The sequence below is a fragment of the Nocardia sp. NPDC049737 genome (genome assembly GCF_040674755.1).
In the GTDB taxonomy this organism is placed as follows: Bacteria; Actinomycetota; Actinomycetes; order Mycobacteriales; family Mycobacteriaceae; genus Nocardia.
Genome location: NZ_JBFANH010000006.1, coordinates 20982 through 37988 on the forward strand (window position 1 = coordinate 20982; position 17007 = coordinate 37988).

Annotated in this window: 16 protein-coding genes and 1 riboswitch; of the genes, 9 read left to right on the top strand and 7 right to left on the bottom strand. The window is 65.2% G+C overall.

All coding sequences use genetic code 11. The features are described from left to right. Positions 1 to 89 precede the first annotated feature (89 nt). From AB0J47_RS10455 to AB0J47_RS10480, 6 genes are all read left to right on the top strand, one after another. Positions 90 to 953, top strand: a complete 864-nt coding sequence (locus AB0J47_RS10455; protein WP_364343846.1) for a cutinase family protein — start codon at positions 90 to 92, stop codon at positions 951 to 953. 46 nt (positions 954 to 999) lie between these two features. After that, entirely contained in the window at positions 1000 to 1137 is a 138-nt protein-coding gene (locus AB0J47_RS10460; protein WP_364343193.1) for a hypothetical protein, read from the top strand. Between the two features lie 51 nt (positions 1138 to 1188). After that, positions 1189 to 1734, top strand: a complete 546-nt coding sequence (locus tag AB0J47_RS10465; protein ID WP_364343196.1) for an HNH endonuclease — start codon at positions 1189 to 1191, stop codon at positions 1732 to 1734. Positions 1735 to 1761: 27 nt separating this feature from the next. Continuing rightward, complete coding sequence (locus tag AB0J47_RS10470; protein ID WP_364343199.1) at positions 1762 to 2031, top strand: WhiB family transcriptional regulator; 270 nt, start codon at positions 1762 to 1764, stop codon at positions 2029 to 2031. Between the two features lie 84 nt (positions 2032 to 2115). Next, complete coding sequence (locus AB0J47_RS10475; protein ID WP_364343202.1) at positions 2116 to 3780, top strand: VWA domain-containing protein; 1665 nt, start codon at positions 2116 to 2118, stop codon at positions 3778 to 3780. Positions 3781 to 4168: 388 nt separating this feature from the next. After that, positions 4169 to 4849 (top strand): hypothetical protein, encoded by a 681-nt coding sequence (locus tag AB0J47_RS10480; protein WP_364343205.1) that lies wholly within the window; start codon positions 4169 to 4171, stop codon positions 4847 to 4849. A 484-nt stretch (positions 4850 to 5333) separates the two neighbouring features. Here the strand turns inward: AB0J47_RS10480 and gcvP are convergent, their stop codons facing one another. The 7 genes from gcvP to AB0J47_RS10515 form a co-directional block, all read right to left on the bottom strand. After that, entirely contained in the window at positions 5334 to 8153 is a 2820-nt protein-coding gene (gcvP, locus tag AB0J47_RS10485; RefSeq protein ID WP_364343208.1) for an aminomethyl-transferring glycine dehydrogenase, read from the bottom strand. 185 nt (positions 8154 to 8338) lie between these two features. Beyond that, positions 8339 to 8438, bottom strand: a riboswitch (glycine riboswitch). A gap of 130 nt (positions 8439 to 8568) precedes the next feature. Further along, positions 8569 to 9168 (bottom strand): MerR family transcriptional regulator, encoded by a 600-nt coding sequence (locus AB0J47_RS10490; RefSeq protein WP_364343211.1) that lies wholly within the window; start codon positions 9166 to 9168, stop codon positions 8569 to 8571. A 195-nt stretch (positions 9169 to 9363) separates the two neighbouring features. Beyond that, complete coding sequence (locus AB0J47_RS10495) at positions 9364 to 9837, bottom strand: bifunctional nuclease family protein (protein WP_364343214.1); 474 nt, start codon at positions 9835 to 9837, stop codon at positions 9364 to 9366. Positions 9838 to 10004: 167 nt separating this feature from the next. Next, positions 10005 to 10841: a MerR family transcriptional regulator gene (locus AB0J47_RS10500; protein ID WP_364343217.1), complete on the bottom strand. Its 837-nt coding sequence runs from the start codon at positions 10839 to 10841 to the stop codon at positions 10005 to 10007. A gap of 73 nt (positions 10842 to 10914) precedes the next feature. Beyond that, positions 10915 to 11400: a glycogen accumulation regulator GarA gene (gene garA / locus AB0J47_RS10505; RefSeq protein ID WP_062985688.1), complete on the bottom strand. Its 486-nt coding sequence runs from the start codon at positions 11398 to 11400 to the stop codon at positions 10915 to 10917. Positions 11401 to 11570: 170 nt separating this feature from the next. Beyond that, complete coding sequence (gcvH, locus tag AB0J47_RS10510) at positions 11571 to 11969, bottom strand: glycine cleavage system protein GcvH (protein WP_364343221.1); 399 nt, start codon at positions 11967 to 11969, stop codon at positions 11571 to 11573. 40 nt (positions 11970 to 12009) lie between these two features. Further along, positions 12010 to 12579 carry a CDP-alcohol phosphatidyltransferase family protein gene (locus AB0J47_RS10515; protein WP_364343849.1) on the bottom strand — a complete coding sequence of 190 codons (570 nt, stop codon included), beginning with the start codon at positions 12577 to 12579 and terminating at the stop codon, positions 12010 to 12012. A 263-nt stretch (positions 12580 to 12842) separates the two neighbouring features. Between AB0J47_RS10515 and AB0J47_RS10520 the strand changes: the two genes are divergently transcribed. From AB0J47_RS10520 to AB0J47_RS10530, 3 genes are all read left to right on the top strand, one after another. Next, complete coding sequence (locus AB0J47_RS10520; protein ID WP_364343224.1) at positions 12843 to 14537, top strand: GMC family oxidoreductase; 1695 nt, start codon at positions 12843 to 12845, stop codon at positions 14535 to 14537. A gap of 53 nt (positions 14538 to 14590) precedes the next feature. Beyond that, positions 14591 to 15982 carry a DUF2252 domain-containing protein gene (locus tag AB0J47_RS10525; RefSeq protein WP_364343227.1) on the top strand — a complete coding sequence of 464 codons (1392 nt, stop codon included), beginning with the start codon at positions 14591 to 14593 and terminating at the stop codon, positions 15980 to 15982. A 90-nt stretch (positions 15983 to 16072) separates the two neighbouring features. Beyond that, positions 16073 to 16975, top strand: a complete 903-nt coding sequence (locus AB0J47_RS10530) for a nuclease-related domain-containing protein (protein ID WP_364343230.1) — start codon at positions 16073 to 16075, stop codon at positions 16973 to 16975. Positions 16976 to 17007: the final 32 nt, after the last annotated feature.

The following is a 17007-nucleotide window of genomic DNA, read 5'->3' on the forward strand; positions in this document are numbered from 1 at the left end:
GTACGGCCCCCGGCCGCTTCGGAACTAGCAACACCGAGGTGTGGACCATGTTTATGCGCAAGATGATCGGCGCCGTGGCGGGAACCGTCATGGTAGGTGCCGTCGGCGCCGTCGGCGGCGCCGGCACCACAACCGCGGCCCCCGGTGGCTGCCCCGACCTCTATGTAGTGGCGATACCTGGAACGTGGGAGACCTCCGATGCCAAGCCTGGCGAGGGCATGCTCGCGAGTGTCACCGATAACCTGCCGCGAAATACCCGCACCGACTACGTGACCTACGCGGCGACCGCCTTCCCCTGGGAGACCGATGTTTACGGCCGGTCCAAGCGACAGGCCATCGATAATGCCCGCGGCCTGGTCACAGCCATGGCCCAGCAGTGCGCCGAGACCAAGATCGCGCTGATCGGCTACAGCCAGGGCGCGGATGCGGCGGGCGATCTCGCCGCCGAAATCGGCACCGGACTCAGTCCCGTTCGACCCGAACGCATCGCCGCGGTCGGTCTCATCTCGGATCCGCGTCGCTCGCCGGCCGACGCCCTCGTCGGTCCCCCGGTAAACGGCGCCGGTGCCGGCGGCTCGCGCATCGAAGGCTTCGGCTTCCTCACCCCGAAGACCCGAACCATCTGCGCCGTCGGTGACCTGTACTGCGCCGCTCCGCCCACCGACTTCGCGACCCGCTTCGCCGGATTCCTCGCTCAGGCCTCCGATGCCGACCCAGCTCAGCTGTGGCGCTATCAGCAGGAGGCGTTCGCCATCTTCAACGACCTGATGGCGACAGGAGTGTCCCCGCTCATCCAGAACCAGCTCGCCGATCCGGAAATGAACGAACGTAAGCAGGAATTCGAGCGGTTCTACAACTCGTTCGTCCATCAGAACTATCCGACCTACGTCGTGGATTCCAACGGTGCCACCGCCACCTCGTGGCTGCGGCAGTGGCTGGTCGGCCTGGTCTGAAAAACCCTTCGCCAGCGGTAGGTGCGCTGTGCCACCATGGATTTCGATGATGATCACCCCGATTGCGCGGGTGCTCACGAGCATGCGGAAGGAGGCGGCGGCCGTGACCATTGTCGTATCGAGCCCGCGTCGGTATGGCGTGCGCGTCGAGCAGGAACTGCGCCGCCTCCCGGCCGGTAACTGACCGACCCTCGCTTTCCGAATCCGCTCGCTCTCTCGAAACATGGTGACTCCCATGACGTTCCACCGTGCCACCGATCCGGTGGCGTCGACTGTCGACAACTGGATACACACCCGGGTACTGGTGTTGAACGCCAGCTACGAGGCGCTCACCGAGATCAACGCCGACCGGGCCGTGGTGCTGCTCATGGGCGGTGCTGCGGAGTCGATCGCGGATCGGGAGCCGCACTTCCCGATTCGGTCCAAGCACCTCGAGCTCGCGCTGCCGGAGACGATCCGGCTGCTGCGCTACGTGTACCTCGACCATGTGACGCGAATACACGACGGTAGTCGCGCGACGCTGGCCGGTGTGCTGCGCCGGGACAACCACCGGTGCGGGTACTGCGCGTCCTGGGCGCGCACCGTCGATCACATCCGGCCGCGTAGCCGGGGCGGTGCGAACACCTGGGACAACCTGATCGCCGCGTGCGCACTGTGCAACTCGAACAAGGCCGACCGGACGCCGGAGGAGGCGGGCATGCGGTTGCTGTGGCAGCCGAAAGCGCCCGCCCACCTGGCCCGAAGCCAGCGGCGGATCTGGAAGCAATTGGCCGCCACCTGAGCCGAGAGAGAAAGGAGAAGGCTCGAAATGACCGTCGAATTGGAGACCAGCGCACTTGTCGATCTGACCGACCTGCTCCCGCTCTCGGATTCCCGAGAGTGGCATCGGGCCGCCTGTCGAGGTGATCCGAATCACGAAGCCTGGTTCCCGTATCCGTCGCAGGACTTCGAGTACGCACGGGAAGTTTGCGCGGGCTGCCCGATCCGCGATGCCTGCGGTGAATTCGCCGCGCGCACCGGACAGTCCGGAGTTTGGGGCGGCCACGAGTTCGATCGCGGACGGATGATCCGACCCTGATCGGATGTTCGCGCCACGCCGTGCCGGTGCGCCGCACCGGACACACCGGCACGGCAAATCTCGCGTGAACATACACTGAGGATCGTGGGCACACATCGCAGCGGAACCAGATCCCGGGGCGTCAGCAAAGGTCCGGTTATCGCAGTGGTTGCCGTTTTGCTGCTAGTCGCGGCGGTCTTCGCGTTTTTTCAACTCAGTGATCGCGCCGCGAACCGGGACAAGTCGGCCGCGGCGGAATGTAAGCAGGGGCCGTCGACGCTGTTCGTGACGGTCGATCCGGACATCACCGATCCGGTGCGGGCCGCGGCCGAGCGCTACAACGCGACCAATCCGAAGGTGCGCGACCATTGCGCGAAAGTAGTGGTGACGGCCCAGCCGTCGGCGGCGATCGTCGCCGGGTTCACCGCGGGCACGCCGTGGAACGCTGCGCTGGGTCCGCAGCCGGGGCTGTGGATCGCCGACTCGATGCGGTCCATTGAATCGATGCGGGTGCCCGGCCTGATCGAGGGCACACCCGCACCGGTCGCGATGACTCCGATCGTGGTCGCTGTTCCCGAGGAGCTGCGCAACGCCCTCGAGCAGTCCAAGATCACCTGGGCGGATTTGCCACGGCTGCAACAGGGTTCGCTGAATGAGCTCGGGCTGTCCGGGTGGGGTGGGCTGCGGATGGCGCTGCCTGCTGGGGACTCGACCCTCGCGACGGCGGCAGCGGTCGGCTCCGCGGTGTCGGGGACCGATCCGCTCACCGATCAGGTCGCGAAGTCCGGTCAGGTTGTCGCCGCGATCTCCGGCCTCGCCGCGACGGGGCCGCAGGCGGCGGACACCACCGCGGCTTTGGCCGCGATCGGTGGGACCAATTCGCCCATTCACGCGGTCGCCGCTACTGAGCAGCAACTGAAAGCTGTTGGCGGTACGTCGGCATTTCGGCCTGCCGGGACCGCACCTGTCGCCGATCACCCCGCCGCGTTGATGTCCGGAGCGTGGGTGGACAAGACCCAGAATCTGATCGCGTCACTGTTCGCCGACTACCTGCGCGCACCTCAGCAGTCCTCGGCCTTCACCGCCGCCGGATTCGCCGCCGCACCGGCCACCGCCGCACCCGCAGCACCGCGAGCGGCACTGGACAAGGTCCGTGCCACACTCGCCAATCCTGTTCTCGGCGTGCAGGCTACGGTGCTGCTCGACGTATCGTCCTCGATGGGCAATAGCGACGGATCCGTCGCCCGGCTCGCGAATGCACTCGGCGCGATCCGCTCCACGATGAATGTGATGCCGCCGGACTTCGGACTCGGCATATGGACATTCGGCAAGAACCTCGACGGGACAACGCCGTACAAGATCCAAACTCCCACCGCGCCACTGAACGATCAGCAGCGCACCGCCTTGGATACGGCGCTGGAGGCACTGAAACCCACCGAATCTCGCACCGACCAGGCGTATCCGTCACTAATCGCCGCCTACCGCTCGGCTGTTCGCGGATACACCGCGGGGCTCACCAATTCGGTCCTGCTCATCACCGACGGCCCGGATGACGACTCCACCGTCACCGGAGCCAAACTGCTGACCGAGCTGACCTCCGCCGCCGATCCGGCCCACCCGGTTCGCATCGATGTGATCGTCATCGGCGGCAATGGCACGGAAACCCTCCAAACCGCCGCTCAGCGAACCGGAGGGACCTACACGCGGCTGGCAACGTCGGATGACATCAACTTCGGGACCGCGGTAATGCATGCGTTGACGACGCCGTGAGGACTGGCCGTTTACGATTCGGTCAGGGCACCTGCAATTTCACGCGATCGACAATCGTACGAGAGCGCCGGATTCCATTGCTACCCAGATGAAGCCGTCCGGGCTTGCCGTGCGACTGTGGGATTCGGTTAGACGGCCGGGCACGCCCAGTCCGCCGGGGTCATTCGCCGTGAGATCGCCCGCGGTGACCTCGCGGCACGGTCGAGTCGAGTAGGAAATTCACTTCGCCGTGGCGCCGAATTACCACCGCCTGTCATCACTTACGAACCGGTGACCATGCAAGACACCGTCCGCACGGCCGATGTCGCACTTGGTCGCAGCGCGCGCCAGCGCAGTCCGACGGCCGATCGGGGCGCAGCGGAGCACCTCGCAATGCAATGATGACCCGGTGACTTCCTGGCTTCCGCTTCTCAGCTCGCTCATCGTCGCCGCCGCGGCGCTCATCGGCGTCCTGATCAACAACCGGACGAACCGCAGCGCGATCACCGCGGCCGACGAGCGCAACCGGACCACACTCGATGCCGCTCAGCGCAATATCGAGACAACCCACGCCGCCGCGCAACGCAACATCGACAACGCGAATGCCGCCGCAGAACACCGCGAACAGGACAAATGGCGGCGCGAATCGATCTTGACCGCGATCTCCTCGGTACTGCTCTCCGCCGCCGACGTTCGCCAAACCCTGTGGGACACACTCGATTGGAAAGCCGAATCGGTCGAGGATGTGGACAGTTTCGGCAAGGAAGTACAGCAGAGCATCTCCGCATGCAATGGCTACATCACCCGACTCCGCGTCCTGTCGAACCTCAAGATCCCGCAGCGCTGCGAAGATCTGCTCCGCACCCTCTCCGCAGCTCAGAGCATCACCGTGCAGCGCCTCAAGGTCGAACTCGACGACGAAGCAACCATGGACGACGTGAACGCGATCCGCGCACTGTGGCATAAGGCAATTGCCAATACCGTCCAAGACGAACGCGCTGTCATCGACGCAACGCGCTCAGAACTTGGGATCGAAGCCCTCAGCGAGATCCCGGAACTCGAACCCGAGGCTCCTGCGGACCCGGCGTGATCAATTCGGCCTGAGTCCGAATCCGACACAACCGCCGCCTCGGTCCGGGGCGGTAACCTGCGAATCCGCAGCGCGCAGCGACCGCGGCGGACGCGGTCTGCCTGCGTCCCGGAATCGCCGAGTACACCGCGCTGTCTCGCGCCCCTGGTGATCCCCGCCGCGATCTACTGTTGACCAGAGTCGGCCACTTCGGCCGCCGCACTGGCGTTGCGTAACGTTCGCGGCCACGGCGGCAGCCTTCACGACGTCTTCCTTCGGCGTGTCCGACAGAAATTCATCACCCGGAGCAACCGGTCGCACATGTCCGGTAGTCCGACCAATCACGCTTCGAAAAGCACGCTGGGGTTGGGAATCCATGCGCGACTGCGTGCAGAGCGAGGGCTGCTGGCCGGATCTGGTCAAACCTACGCTAATGCGGCTGCCGCACAGTGAAGATGGCTGTCGAGCCGCACCTGCGACGGGTCGAGGCGCGGCTCGGTAGCCGTCAGTACGCGTCCAACGGCGGGCAGGAGCAGACGAGGTTGCGGTCACCGTAGGCGCCGTCGATGCGCCGCACCGCGGGCCACACCTTGCCCCGCGCCGGATCCAGACCCTGCGGATACACCGCGACCTCCCGGCTGTACGGGCGGTCCCACTCCCCGACCAGGCAGGCCGCGGTATGCGGCGCACCGCGCAACGGGTTGTCCGTCACCGGCCACACACCCGCGGCGACCTGATCGATCTCGCCCCGGATCGCCGTCATCGCGAGGATGAATTCGTCCAGTTCGGCGAGGTTTTCGCTCTCGGTGGGCTCCACCATCAGCGTGCCAGCCACCGGGAAGCTCATGGTCGGCGCATGGAATCCATAGTCCGCCAACCGCTTTGCCACATCATCTACGGTCACACCGGTCCGCTTGGTGATCTCGCGCAGATCCAGAATGCACTCGTGCGCGACCATCGAGTTCTCACCGGTGTACAGCACCGGGAAGTGCTCGTTCAACCGGCGCGCGATGTAGTTGGCCGAGGCGATCGCGGTCAATGTGGCCTTACGTAGACCATCCGCACCCATCATCCGGATATAGGCCCAGGTGATCGGCAGAATCGACGCCGAACCGTACTTCGCCGCCGACACCGCGTGCGAGCCGTGCTCGAGCGGGTCACCGGGCAGATACGGCGCGAGATGGGAGCGCACCGCCACCGGCCCGACGCCCGGACCGCCGCCGCCGTGCGGAATGCAGAAGGTCTTGTGCAGGTTCAAATGGCTGACGTCGCCGCCGAACCGGCCCGGACGAGCAAGGCCCACAAGCGCATTCAGATTCGCGCCGTCGACGTACACCTGACCGCCCGCATCGTGCACCAGCGCGCACAACTCGGCCACCTCGTGCTCGTACACGCCGTGCGTCGACGGATAGGTGATCATGATGCACGCCAACCGGTCGGCGTGGTCGGCGATCTTGGCACGCAGATCATCGAGATCCACATCGCCGTTCTCCCGGCACTTCACGACCTCCACGCGCAGGCCGGCCATGGTGGCCGAGGCGGCATTGGTGCCGTGCGCGCTGGACGGAATGAGGCACGTATCCCGGTGTGTGTCACCACGATCCAGGTGATAGCGCCGAATGGCCAGCAGTCCGGCGTACTCACCCTGACTGCCCGCATTCGGCTGCAGGCTCACCTGGTCGTACCCGGTGATGGCCGAGAGCCAGCCCTCCAGATCGGTGATCACCCGCAGCAGTCCGGGCGCATCCTCGACGGGCGCGTACGGATGGATCCGCGCGAAACCGGGCCAGGTGATGGCCTCCATCTCGGCGGTGGCATTGAGCTTCATGGTGCAGGATCCCAGCGGAATCATGCTGCGGTCCAGTGCGATGTCCTTATCGGAGAGCCTGCGCAGATAGCGCAGCATCGCGGTTTCGGTGTGGTAGCTGGTGAAGGCCCGATGGGTGAGGAATTCCGAGGTACGGGTCTCGATCGAACCGCCGGGCACGTTAGGCGCCCCGCTCGGATCGCTGACGCCCAACGGCAGCCCGGTGCTGAAGGATTCGAGCACCGCGGTGACATGCGCCTCGGTGGTGGCCTCGTCACAGGCGATGCCGACATGATCGGCATCCACCAACCGCAAATTGATCCCGCTCGACTTCGCCTTCGCGACAACGGATTCCGCGCCGCCGGGCACGCGCACCAGCAGGGTGTCGAAGAAATTCTCGTGCACTACAACACCATCGAGTCCGGCCGCGATGGCCGCGGCGCGGGCATGAACGCGGCGGGCGATCGCACGCAGCCCGTCGGCGCCGTGGTAACTCGCGTACATCGCGGCAACAATGGCGAGCAGCACCTGTGCGGTACAGATGTTGGAGGTTGCCTTCTCCCGGCGAATGTGCTGCTCCCGGGTCTGCAGTGCGAGCCGGTATGCCTTGTTGCCGTCCACGTCCACGGACACACCGACCAGCCGGCCGGGCAGCTGCCGCGCGTGCTTGGTGTGCACAGAAAGGTATCCGGCATGCGGACCGCCGAAACCCATCGGCACCCCGAAACGCTGTGTGGTGCCGAAACATACGTCGGCCCCCTGCTCCCCCGGCGGCGTAATCAACGTCAGCGCAAGCAGATCCGCGCCCACCGCAACCAACGCGCCACGCGCATGTGCCGCGTCGATCACCGGCCGCCAGTCCACGATCCGGCCCGACGCACCCGGAACCTGAACCAGCACGCCGAAGAACTCGCCCTCGGGCAACTCGCCACCGGACAGATCCGCCGAGACGATCTCGATGCCCAGCGGCTCGGCCCGGGTGTACAGCACGGTCTTGGTCTGCGGGAACAAATCATCATCGATCAGCAGACGTGCGGACTTGGACTTGCCCGCGCGGCGCAGCAGCGTCATCGCCTCGGCAGCGGCGGTGGCCTCATCCAGCATGGACGCATTGGCCACCTCCATGCCAGTCAGATCCGACACCATGGTCTGGAAGTTGAGCAGCGCTTCGAGCCGCCCCTGGCTGATCTCGGGCTGATATGGCGTGTAGGCGGTGTACCAGGCCGGATTCTCCAGCAGGCTGCGCACCAGCACCGGCGGGGTGAGCGTGTCGTAGTAGCCGAGCCCGATCATCGAGGTGGCCACGGAATTCGACTGCGCGAGCTCGGCGAGTTCGGTGAGCACCTCATGCTCGGTGCCCGCCGGCGGCAGCACGTCCAGGCCGGAGTCGTCCAGAATGCTCGCGGGCAGTGCCGCGGTGGCGAGCTCGTCCAGCGAACCGACGCCGACGACGTCCAGAATCCGGGCGAGTTCGTCCCGGTCGGGTCCGATATGGCGGTCGGCGAATGATCGAGTCACGGCAGCTCCAGGGTCGGGCGGGTCGGCCAACGGTGCCGACAGGTACCAGCCCTCCCCCTCTGTCGTGGAGCCTGAGAGATTCGGACGCCGCGACACCCTGCCTCGAACGGACAGGTTCCGGGCCCCTTTCCCCATGGGCGGGCGATCGCCGCGTTGTGCGCCGAACACCACTTTCCAGAGACGTCGAAGCCCGTACGGTCCTTTTGCCTGAGAGATTGACGGGGAGGTGCTGCTCCTTCGGCGCCCGAACTCTTGTGAAGTCCGGAACTCTCCCGCACGGCGGCGACGCATCGTCAGTTTATGTCGCGCACGCGACGAATGACGCCACTGGACCCCGGAATGGCGTGTAGCGCTCATCACTCCGGCGCATATGACAAGTGCCCGCCGCGGTAGCGACGGGCACCCGATACGATCTCTAGCCGGTCTTCGCGTTCATCCGAGCCTTACGACGGAAGGACAGTTCGTCCTCCGGACGTTCGCTCGCACTGCCGCTCACCGCCCGCTCGGCCGGGAAGTTGGCGATGGCTCCGGTCAGCTCCCGCATGGCGCCGCTGACCGCGATTCCGAAGACGCCCTGCCCACCCTGCAGTAAATCGACTACCTCCTCGGGCGAGGTGCATTCATACACCGAGGTGCCATCGGAGAACAGCGTGATGCCCGCCAGATCCTGTACGCCACGGCTGCGCAGGTGATCGACCGCGATGCGGATGTTCTGCAGCGAGATGCCGGCGTCCAATAGCCGCTTCACGATTTTCAGGACCAGAATGTCCTTGAACGAATACAGCCGCTGGCTGCCCGACCCCGCCGCGCCTCGAATGGAGGGCACGACCAGTCCGGTCCGCGCCCAGTAATCGAGCTGGCGGTAGGTGATCCCGGCCACCTGGCATGCGCTGGGAACGCGGTAGCCGACCAAATCGTCGGGTACCGAGTCATCCGGGAACAGGCCTGGCTGTACCACATCCTGCGATTGCTCTGCCACTGACCACTCCCTTGCTTCGCCGACGCCTTGCCTCATCGATGACCCGGCTCCGTAACGACCAACGACCGGCCATAACGGACGTGGTCCAACTATCGAGATTACTCCCCCTGATTGTCCCGGGAGCGGCATCATCCGACCAAACGCGACGCGCGGTGAGAGTCTCGACCTCTACTTTAGGGCCAGTGGAAATATGGGCGCGCCTAACCGACAATGCCAGTCCGCCAGGTCAACTCAGCTATCGGTGGCCTTGAAATCGTCCGGCGAGACGGACTCGAGGAACTCCTTGAACTTCTCCACCTCGTCCTCGCGCTCATCCGGCATAACCAGCCCCGCCTCCTCGAGCACCGGCTCCTCGGCATAGATGGGGCAACCGACCCGCAAGGCGATCGCTATCGAATCCGACGGCCGCGCCGAGACCCGCAGATCGTTCTCGAAAACCAGATCCGCGTAGAAGGTGCCCTCCTGCAGATCCACGATCCGCACTTCCTTGAGGGTGTGCCCGAGGTCAGCGATCAAGATCTTGATCAGATCGTGAGTCAGCGGACGGATCGGAGTCACCCCCTCTTGTTCGAGCACGATCGCGGTCGCCTCGGCCTGCCCGATCCAGATCGGCAAATACCTGTCTCCGGACGCCTCGCGGAGCAACAGCACGGGCTGGTTCTGTGGCTGCTCGACACGAATGCCGATTACGCGCATCTCACTCATCGCACTGCCTCCCAATGACTCGCCGGCCGCCCGGCATGACCGCTGCAGAGCTCGCCGTACCACGAGTCTAAGCGAAGCTCGAGGCGTGCAGCATTCCCTGTGCACAGCCGAAATCGGCGTGTTGTCCGTCTGGAACGCAAAGCGAACTTCCGATGTACCCGCCGAACTCAGCCGCCGAGTGAGGACCGCACCGACGCTTTCACCAGGCAGGTGTGCAGTGTCAGCGACAATGCGGCCAACTCGCGCACCGTTTCCTCCGCACGGGCCCGCGCACCGGCATCGCGGCTCTTGGCGATCGGGGCGGCGATTTGCGCTACCAGCGCGGCCTCGCGGTCCGCGGCCAGCTTGAAGGCGCGCAAATGCCGTGCCTCCAGGCCGAATTCGGCCATCGCCTTAGCGGTCTTGGCCAGCGTCACCGCATCCTCGTCGAAGAAACCGGCGACGCCCGGCGTGATCAGATTGGCCCGGATCAGATCGGCGAGGAACTTCTCATCGATCTCCGCCCTGGCCAATAGATCCGCCCGAGTGAGCCGAATTTCGTGATCGAATCGCAGCTCGTCGGGCGAGATTTCACCGGGCACGACGCCGAGTCTGCGCGGAGGCGCGGTGCGTGCAGAACTGTGCGCCACGGGTGTGGCGGTGAGCTCGGAGTCGGACATGGCATGCCCGGGCTCCGGCGCACCGTTGCGGCCGGAGTGCGCCCGGGCGCGGGCTTCCCGCACACCGAGCGTCGCCGCACCGCTGTCGATCGCTTCGAGCTGCTCCTTGATCACCTTCAAGGGCAGGTACTGATCGCGTTGTGCGGTCAGCACGAATCTGAGCCGCTCGCAGTCCGCGATCGAGAACCTGCGATAACCCGACGGGGTGCGCTCGGGTCGGATCAGCCCCTCGGCCTCGAGGAAACGGATCTTCGAGATGGTGATATCCGGAAAGTCCGGTCGCAGCAGGTCGAGCACGGAGCCGATCGACATACCTCCGCGAGCCCACTGCGCCGCGCCCGTCATAGCACCGAGTCTTTCATGACACAGCGTTCTTGCCTGTCAACAGCCCCGACACGCGAAATCCGTGCCGCTGATGTCACAGGCTGCCCGCACCCGCCGACGAATCGCTCGACTCGACCCGCGGTCCGGTGAGGAACACGAGGCGGAACTTGCCGATCTGTACCTCGTCACCGTTCTGCAACTCCGAGGAGTCCACCGGCTCCCGGTTGACGTAGGTGCCGTTGAGGCTGCCCACGTCGACCACCTGGAAGGAATCGTCGTCCTGCCGGAATTCGGCATGCCGACGGCTGACGGTGACGTCATCGAGAAAAATGTCACTGTCGGGATGGCGGCCCGCCGACGTGGTCGGCTGATCGAGCAGGAACCGCGAGCCCGCATTCGGGCCTCGCTTCACGACCAAGAGGGCAGCACCAACCGGCAGACCCTCGACCCCTTGGACCGGCTGTTCGCCGGTCGCCTCAGCGGAGCGCGACGCGTCGACCTCGTTCAGGAAATCCGCGCGGAAGACCGACGTCGTCTCGGCCGCGGTCTCCCCGTAACCCGGGTCTTTGTTCTCGCTCACCGTTTCTCTCCTCCTCGAACCTGATTATCCATGCAAGCAGGTGCTGCCTTCACCGCCACGACCTGGGGATCCTGGCGCTAGAACACCGGCTGCCAAGCACCGGCACATCTGTTGGCATTGACCGTACCCTGCCTGGGCGTACCCGTGCAGGTAGAACTGGGAAGGCTGGGTCAGCCCCCGATAACTCCTTGATAACCTGCGGCATCCAGCAGTTCACCGAGCGCGGCGTCCACGTCGGCCTCGTCGCTCAATTCGAGCTCGAAGATCCACCCCTCACCATAGGGATCGTTGTTCAGCGTTTCCGGCGCCGAGTCCAGAACACCGTTCACCGCAACGACTTTCGCGGCCAGCGGGGCGTAGATATCGGACACGCTCTTGGTCGACTCCACCTCGGCAATGCTGTCCGCGGCGGCCACCTCTTTGTCGACTTCAGGCAACTGCACGAACACAACGTCACCGAGTTGAGACTGGGCGTAGTCGGTGATTCCCACCCGAACCCGGGTCGGGCTGATCCGCTGCACCCATTCATGCTCTTCGGTGTAGCGCAGATCCTCGGGGGTCTGGGTCACAGGCCGTCCTTTCGTCGTCGACTCGACGCAACTCTAATCGCTACTCCCCGCGGTGTGGCACAGCCGGTATCGCTCGCGCGACGGCGAAAGCCTTCCAGATGTAGAGCACGCCGGTCCACACATACACCGCCGTGCCCCAGACCAGGAATGCCCCACCGAAGGCACGGCCGAAACCTGCCAGCGCCCAATCCATCTGACCGGCCAGCAACCACGGCAGCGCGGACATCAGCGCGAAGGTAGCCGCCTTACCCAGGTAGATGACCTCGGGCGGATCCAGTTCGCGGCGTTTGTACACCGAAAGCGTCAAGGCCAGGACGGCATCGCGGCTGATCAGGATCACCGCAACCCACCAGGGCAGCAAACCGCGGATCACGAATGCGGCCAGTGTGGTCACCAGGTACAGCCGATCCACGAACGGGTCGAGCAGTGCGCCCAGTCGTGAGGACTGGTCGAGCAGGCGGGCCAACTTGCCGTCCAGGAAGTCGGTGACGCCGCTGAGCACCAGCAGCGCGAATGCCCAGCCGTCGGCGCGCACCACCAGCAGCAACCACAGGAACAGCGGCACACCAGCCAGTCGCAACACGCTCAGGACATTGGGGACGGTGAAGATGCGGTCGGCGAAGACGCCGCCCGCGGCCGGATCGCCCGCATTTCCCGGGTTGTCCGCGCCGGAGCGTTCGCCCGGTTCCGTTTTCCCCGATTCGGTTGTCACAGCCCGTGCATACCGCACCGACCCCGGTTCACGCCATCCGGGCACGCCGTCGCGCATATATTCGGTACTTACCTGCTGTGCGGTACGCCGCACCGACCCGAGTGACAGAATGAGTGCAAAACCATCTCACACAGTTGTCGCACGGTTCAGAGAGGGAAAGCATGCCAGCATTCGACTACGACGTGGTAGTGATCGGCTCCGGATTCGGCGGCAGCGTCAGTGCGCTGCGCCTGACCGAGAAGGGCTACCGGGTCGGAGTGCTCGAGGCCGGACGGCGCTGGCCCACCGAGGATATTCCGAAGACGAATTGGAATGTGCGCAAATCGATCTGGGCGCCGCGACTCGGTTTGACCGGGCCGCAACGGATCAGTGTGCTCGGCAAATGCGCGGTCTTTTCCGGCGCGGGTGTGGGCGGCGGTTCGCTCATTTACGGCAATACCCTCTACGAGCCGCTGCCGAACTTCTACACCGATAAGCAGTGGGCCCATATCACCGATTGGAAGGCCGAACTGGCGCCGTATTACGACCAGGCGCAGCGCATGCTCGGCGTTGCCCCGAATCCGCGGATGACGCCCGCCGACGAGGTGATCAAGGAGATCGCCGACGATCTGGGCGTCGGCGATACCTTCCACCCGACCAATGTGGGCGTCTTCTTCAACGAGGCCGATCCGGGCACCGAGGTCGAGGATCCGTACTTCGGCGGCGCGGGTCCGCACCGGCGCGGCTGTGTGCATTGCGCGCAATGTTTCACCGGCTGCCCGAACAATGCCAAGAACACCACCACGACGAATTACCTCTACCTGGCCGAAAAGGCCGGAGCCGAGGTACATCCGCTGACCACCGCGACCGCTGTTCGGCCGCTGTCCGGCGGCGGATATGCGGTCGAGACCGAGCGTTCGGATCGCTGGATCCGCAAGCAGCGCAAGACCTTTACCACCGGACAGGTGGTATTCGCCGGTGCGGCGCTCGGCACGCAGAAGTTGCTGCACAAAATGCGCGATGAGGCGATACTGCCGAATCTGTCACCGCGCCTCGGTGAACTGACCCGCAGCAATTCCGAGGCGATCCTCAATGTGGTCAGCCGCTCGCGTAGCGATTTCGCCGAGGGCATCGCTATCACCTCCTCGATCCATCCGGAGGCCGATACCCACATCGAGGTCTGCCATTACGGGAAAGGCCAGAACGCGCTGTTCCCGATGTCGGTGCCGATCGTGGACGGCGGCGCGTTCCGATTCCTGCGCTTCCTGCTGGCAATCGTGTTGCACCCGTTGGTATTCCTGCGCAGCCTCAATGCCCACCGCGCCTCGGAGAAGTCGGTGATCCTGCTGGTGATGCAGTCACTGGACAATTCGCTGACCTCCTACCGCAAACGCGGGCAGTTGAAGACCAAACAGGGCACCGGCGAACCGAATCCGACCTGGATTCCGATGGCGCACGATATCGGACGCCGGTTCAGCGCCAAGGTGAACGGCGATACCCACGGCCTGATCATGGATGTGCTGAATATCCCGGCCACCGCGCACTACATCGGCGGTTGCGTGATCGGAGAGGGGCCGCAGGCCGGTGTGGTCGACCCATATCAGCGGGTATTCGGCCACCCTGGACTGCACGTCGCGGACGGTTCGGCGGTCACGGCCAACCTCGGTGTCAATCCGTCGCTGACAATCACCGCCCAGGCCGAGCGCGCAATGGCCTTCTGGCCCAATAAGGACGAGGCCGACCCGCGTCCGGAACTGGGTTCGGCGTACCGGCGGATCTCCCCCGTCGCCCCGAAGCATCCCACGGTGCCCGCCTCCGCCCCCGGCGCGCTGCGACTGCCGATCACGCCGGTCGATCCCGCGGTGCCCGCAACCTGACCGCGAACCCGGACTTCGGCGCTCCCGCACGCGTCTGACTAACCTGGACCGTTGTGCTGGACAGTGGTATCGATCTTCGCTCATATGTTCCTGCGGAGGACGTCCGTGCCCGCGGGCGGACGCTGCGTCAACGGGTTCCGGTCTCGGCCCGGGATCGAGCGGTCACCTCGTCGACGCGACCGGACGTGCTCGACTTCATCGCCGCGAGCAATGCTGGTCGGTTGCCGCATCTGATACCGCTGCGGATCGGTCGGATGCTCGCCTCGCCGTTCACTTTCTATCGCGGCGCTGCCGGGCTGATGGCCGCCGATCTCGCGGGCAGTCCGGACACCGGGGTGCCCGCGCAGATCTGCGGGGACGCGCACGCCGCGAATTTCGGCCTGTACGGCACGCCGCGCGGCGAAATCGTCATGGACATCAATGATTTCGACGAAACGATCGTCGGCCCGTGGGAGTGGGATCTGGAGCGCTTGGCGGCCAGTCTGGTGCTGGCGGGCCGCGAAGGCGGTGCGGCCGAAGACGATTGCCTGCGGGCCGCGCGGGATGCGGCCCGGTCCTATCGCCTCGCCATCGATCATCTGGCCGAGCAACCGTTCATGGAATCGTGGAGCGCGCTGCCGGACGAGTCGATCATCAGTAGGGCAAGGGCAGATGATCTGCTCGACGACTTCAAGAAGGCCGCGAAGAAGGCGCGCAAGAATACCAGCGCCAAGGTGGTCGAGAAGTGGACCGAACATCTGGAGGACCACGAGACCGGGATCAGCAAGCACCGATTCGTCAGTGACCCGCCGATTCTCACGACGGTCGACGCAAAGGTCGCCGAGGAGATCATCGACGGTCTGGAGCGCTACGGCGATACCCTGCGCGAGTCTCGGCGCAACCTGCTGGCCCGATTCGCGGTGTCCGACACCGCCTTCCGCATTGTCGGCACCGGAAGCGTCGGACTGCACAGCTATGTGGCGCTGCTGCACGGTAATGCGGGTGAGGCACTGGTGCTGCAGTTGAAACAGGCCAATCCGTCGGCCCTTGCACCGTTCCTGCCCGCGCCGCCGCCAGCGCACGAGGGCGAGCGAATCGTGCAGGGCGCCAGGCTGGTTCAGTCCGAGACCGATATTCTGCTCGGCTGGACCACACTGCGCTCGGAGACCGGCGAACTGCCGTTCACGGTGCGCCAGTTCCGCAATATGAAGGGCAGCATCGATCCGGCGGCGCTGTCCTCGGACGATCTCGACGACTACGGCAGGCTGGCCGGCGCGCTGCTGGCCCGCGCACATTCGCGTTCGCTCGATCCGCGCCTGCTCGCCGGGTATTTCGACGGTGACGAGTCGTTCGAGGATGCTGTCGCGCGCTTCGCGGTGCGCTATGCCGATCGGACCGAGGCCGACCACGCCGAATTGGCAGATGCGGTGCGGGCTGGAAAGATCGCCGCCGAACAACCGCAGTAACACGCCGCGTCTGGTCGTAGGCGCGGCGAATCGGGCCGTGTTGTCCGTATCCTTGCCACCATCGAGTGATGACGTGAAGGGCGGTCGCGAATGCTCGTGCGAGTACAGAACCCGGCAGGCACCAATGCCGAGCGGGCGCTGATCGACTGGCTGCGCACTTGGAAGGATCCGGCCAGCCCACACGGTGTCGCCACGGTGAATTGCAGTCTGTTCCATAATGATCGGCTGCATCAGTTCGACGCCGTGGTCTGGACCCCGACCAGTTGCGTGGTGATCGAGGCCGAGGCGCTGGTCGCGCGCCAGGACGGCGTACTGGAGGTACCGCTCAGCGGGCCGTGGACGATTTCCGGCGAACCGGTCGCCGTGGAGGGCCGCGATCGGCGCACGCCGCTGGACAAATCGCGCGAACATACACTCGCACTGCAGAATTGGCTGGCCGCGCGCGGTCTCGGCCAGCGCGCGGTGCATGGTGTCGCACTGATCGTGCCGCTGCGCGGGGCCGAACTATCGATCAAACAGGAGTGGAGCGATCCGAGTTTCGATGTGATCCTCGGCAGCGATCCGGAACGGCTGCGGCACTATTTCGAGACGCTGGCCGATTCCGAGAAGAATATCCACCTGTGGACGGCCAACGATGTCGCGGTGGCATTCCGCAGCCTGGGCATCCTGCCCTATCTGCCCGCCCCGCAGGAGCTGATCAACGAGGGCTTCCTCGGCCCGATCGATATCACGCTGTGGCACGGTGGCCCGAACCAGGCGCAGGCGGAGGCATATGCCGAGGAGTTGGCGCAGGCCGAAAGGGATGCCAACGCATCGGGGCTGGTCATCGAATCGCCCTGGTACAGCCCGTGGAAGCTGTATCCGCGGCAGGCGGGCGATATGGATCTCGGGCGGGCGTTCATGCGGATCACCCTGGCAGTGGGCATGCTGATCGCCTTCGCCTGGGTGATCTGGTTTGTGGTCATCGCGATATTGACTTACGGGCCGGGGTGACGACGGGGGTCGACTGCTCCGGACTGTGGGGC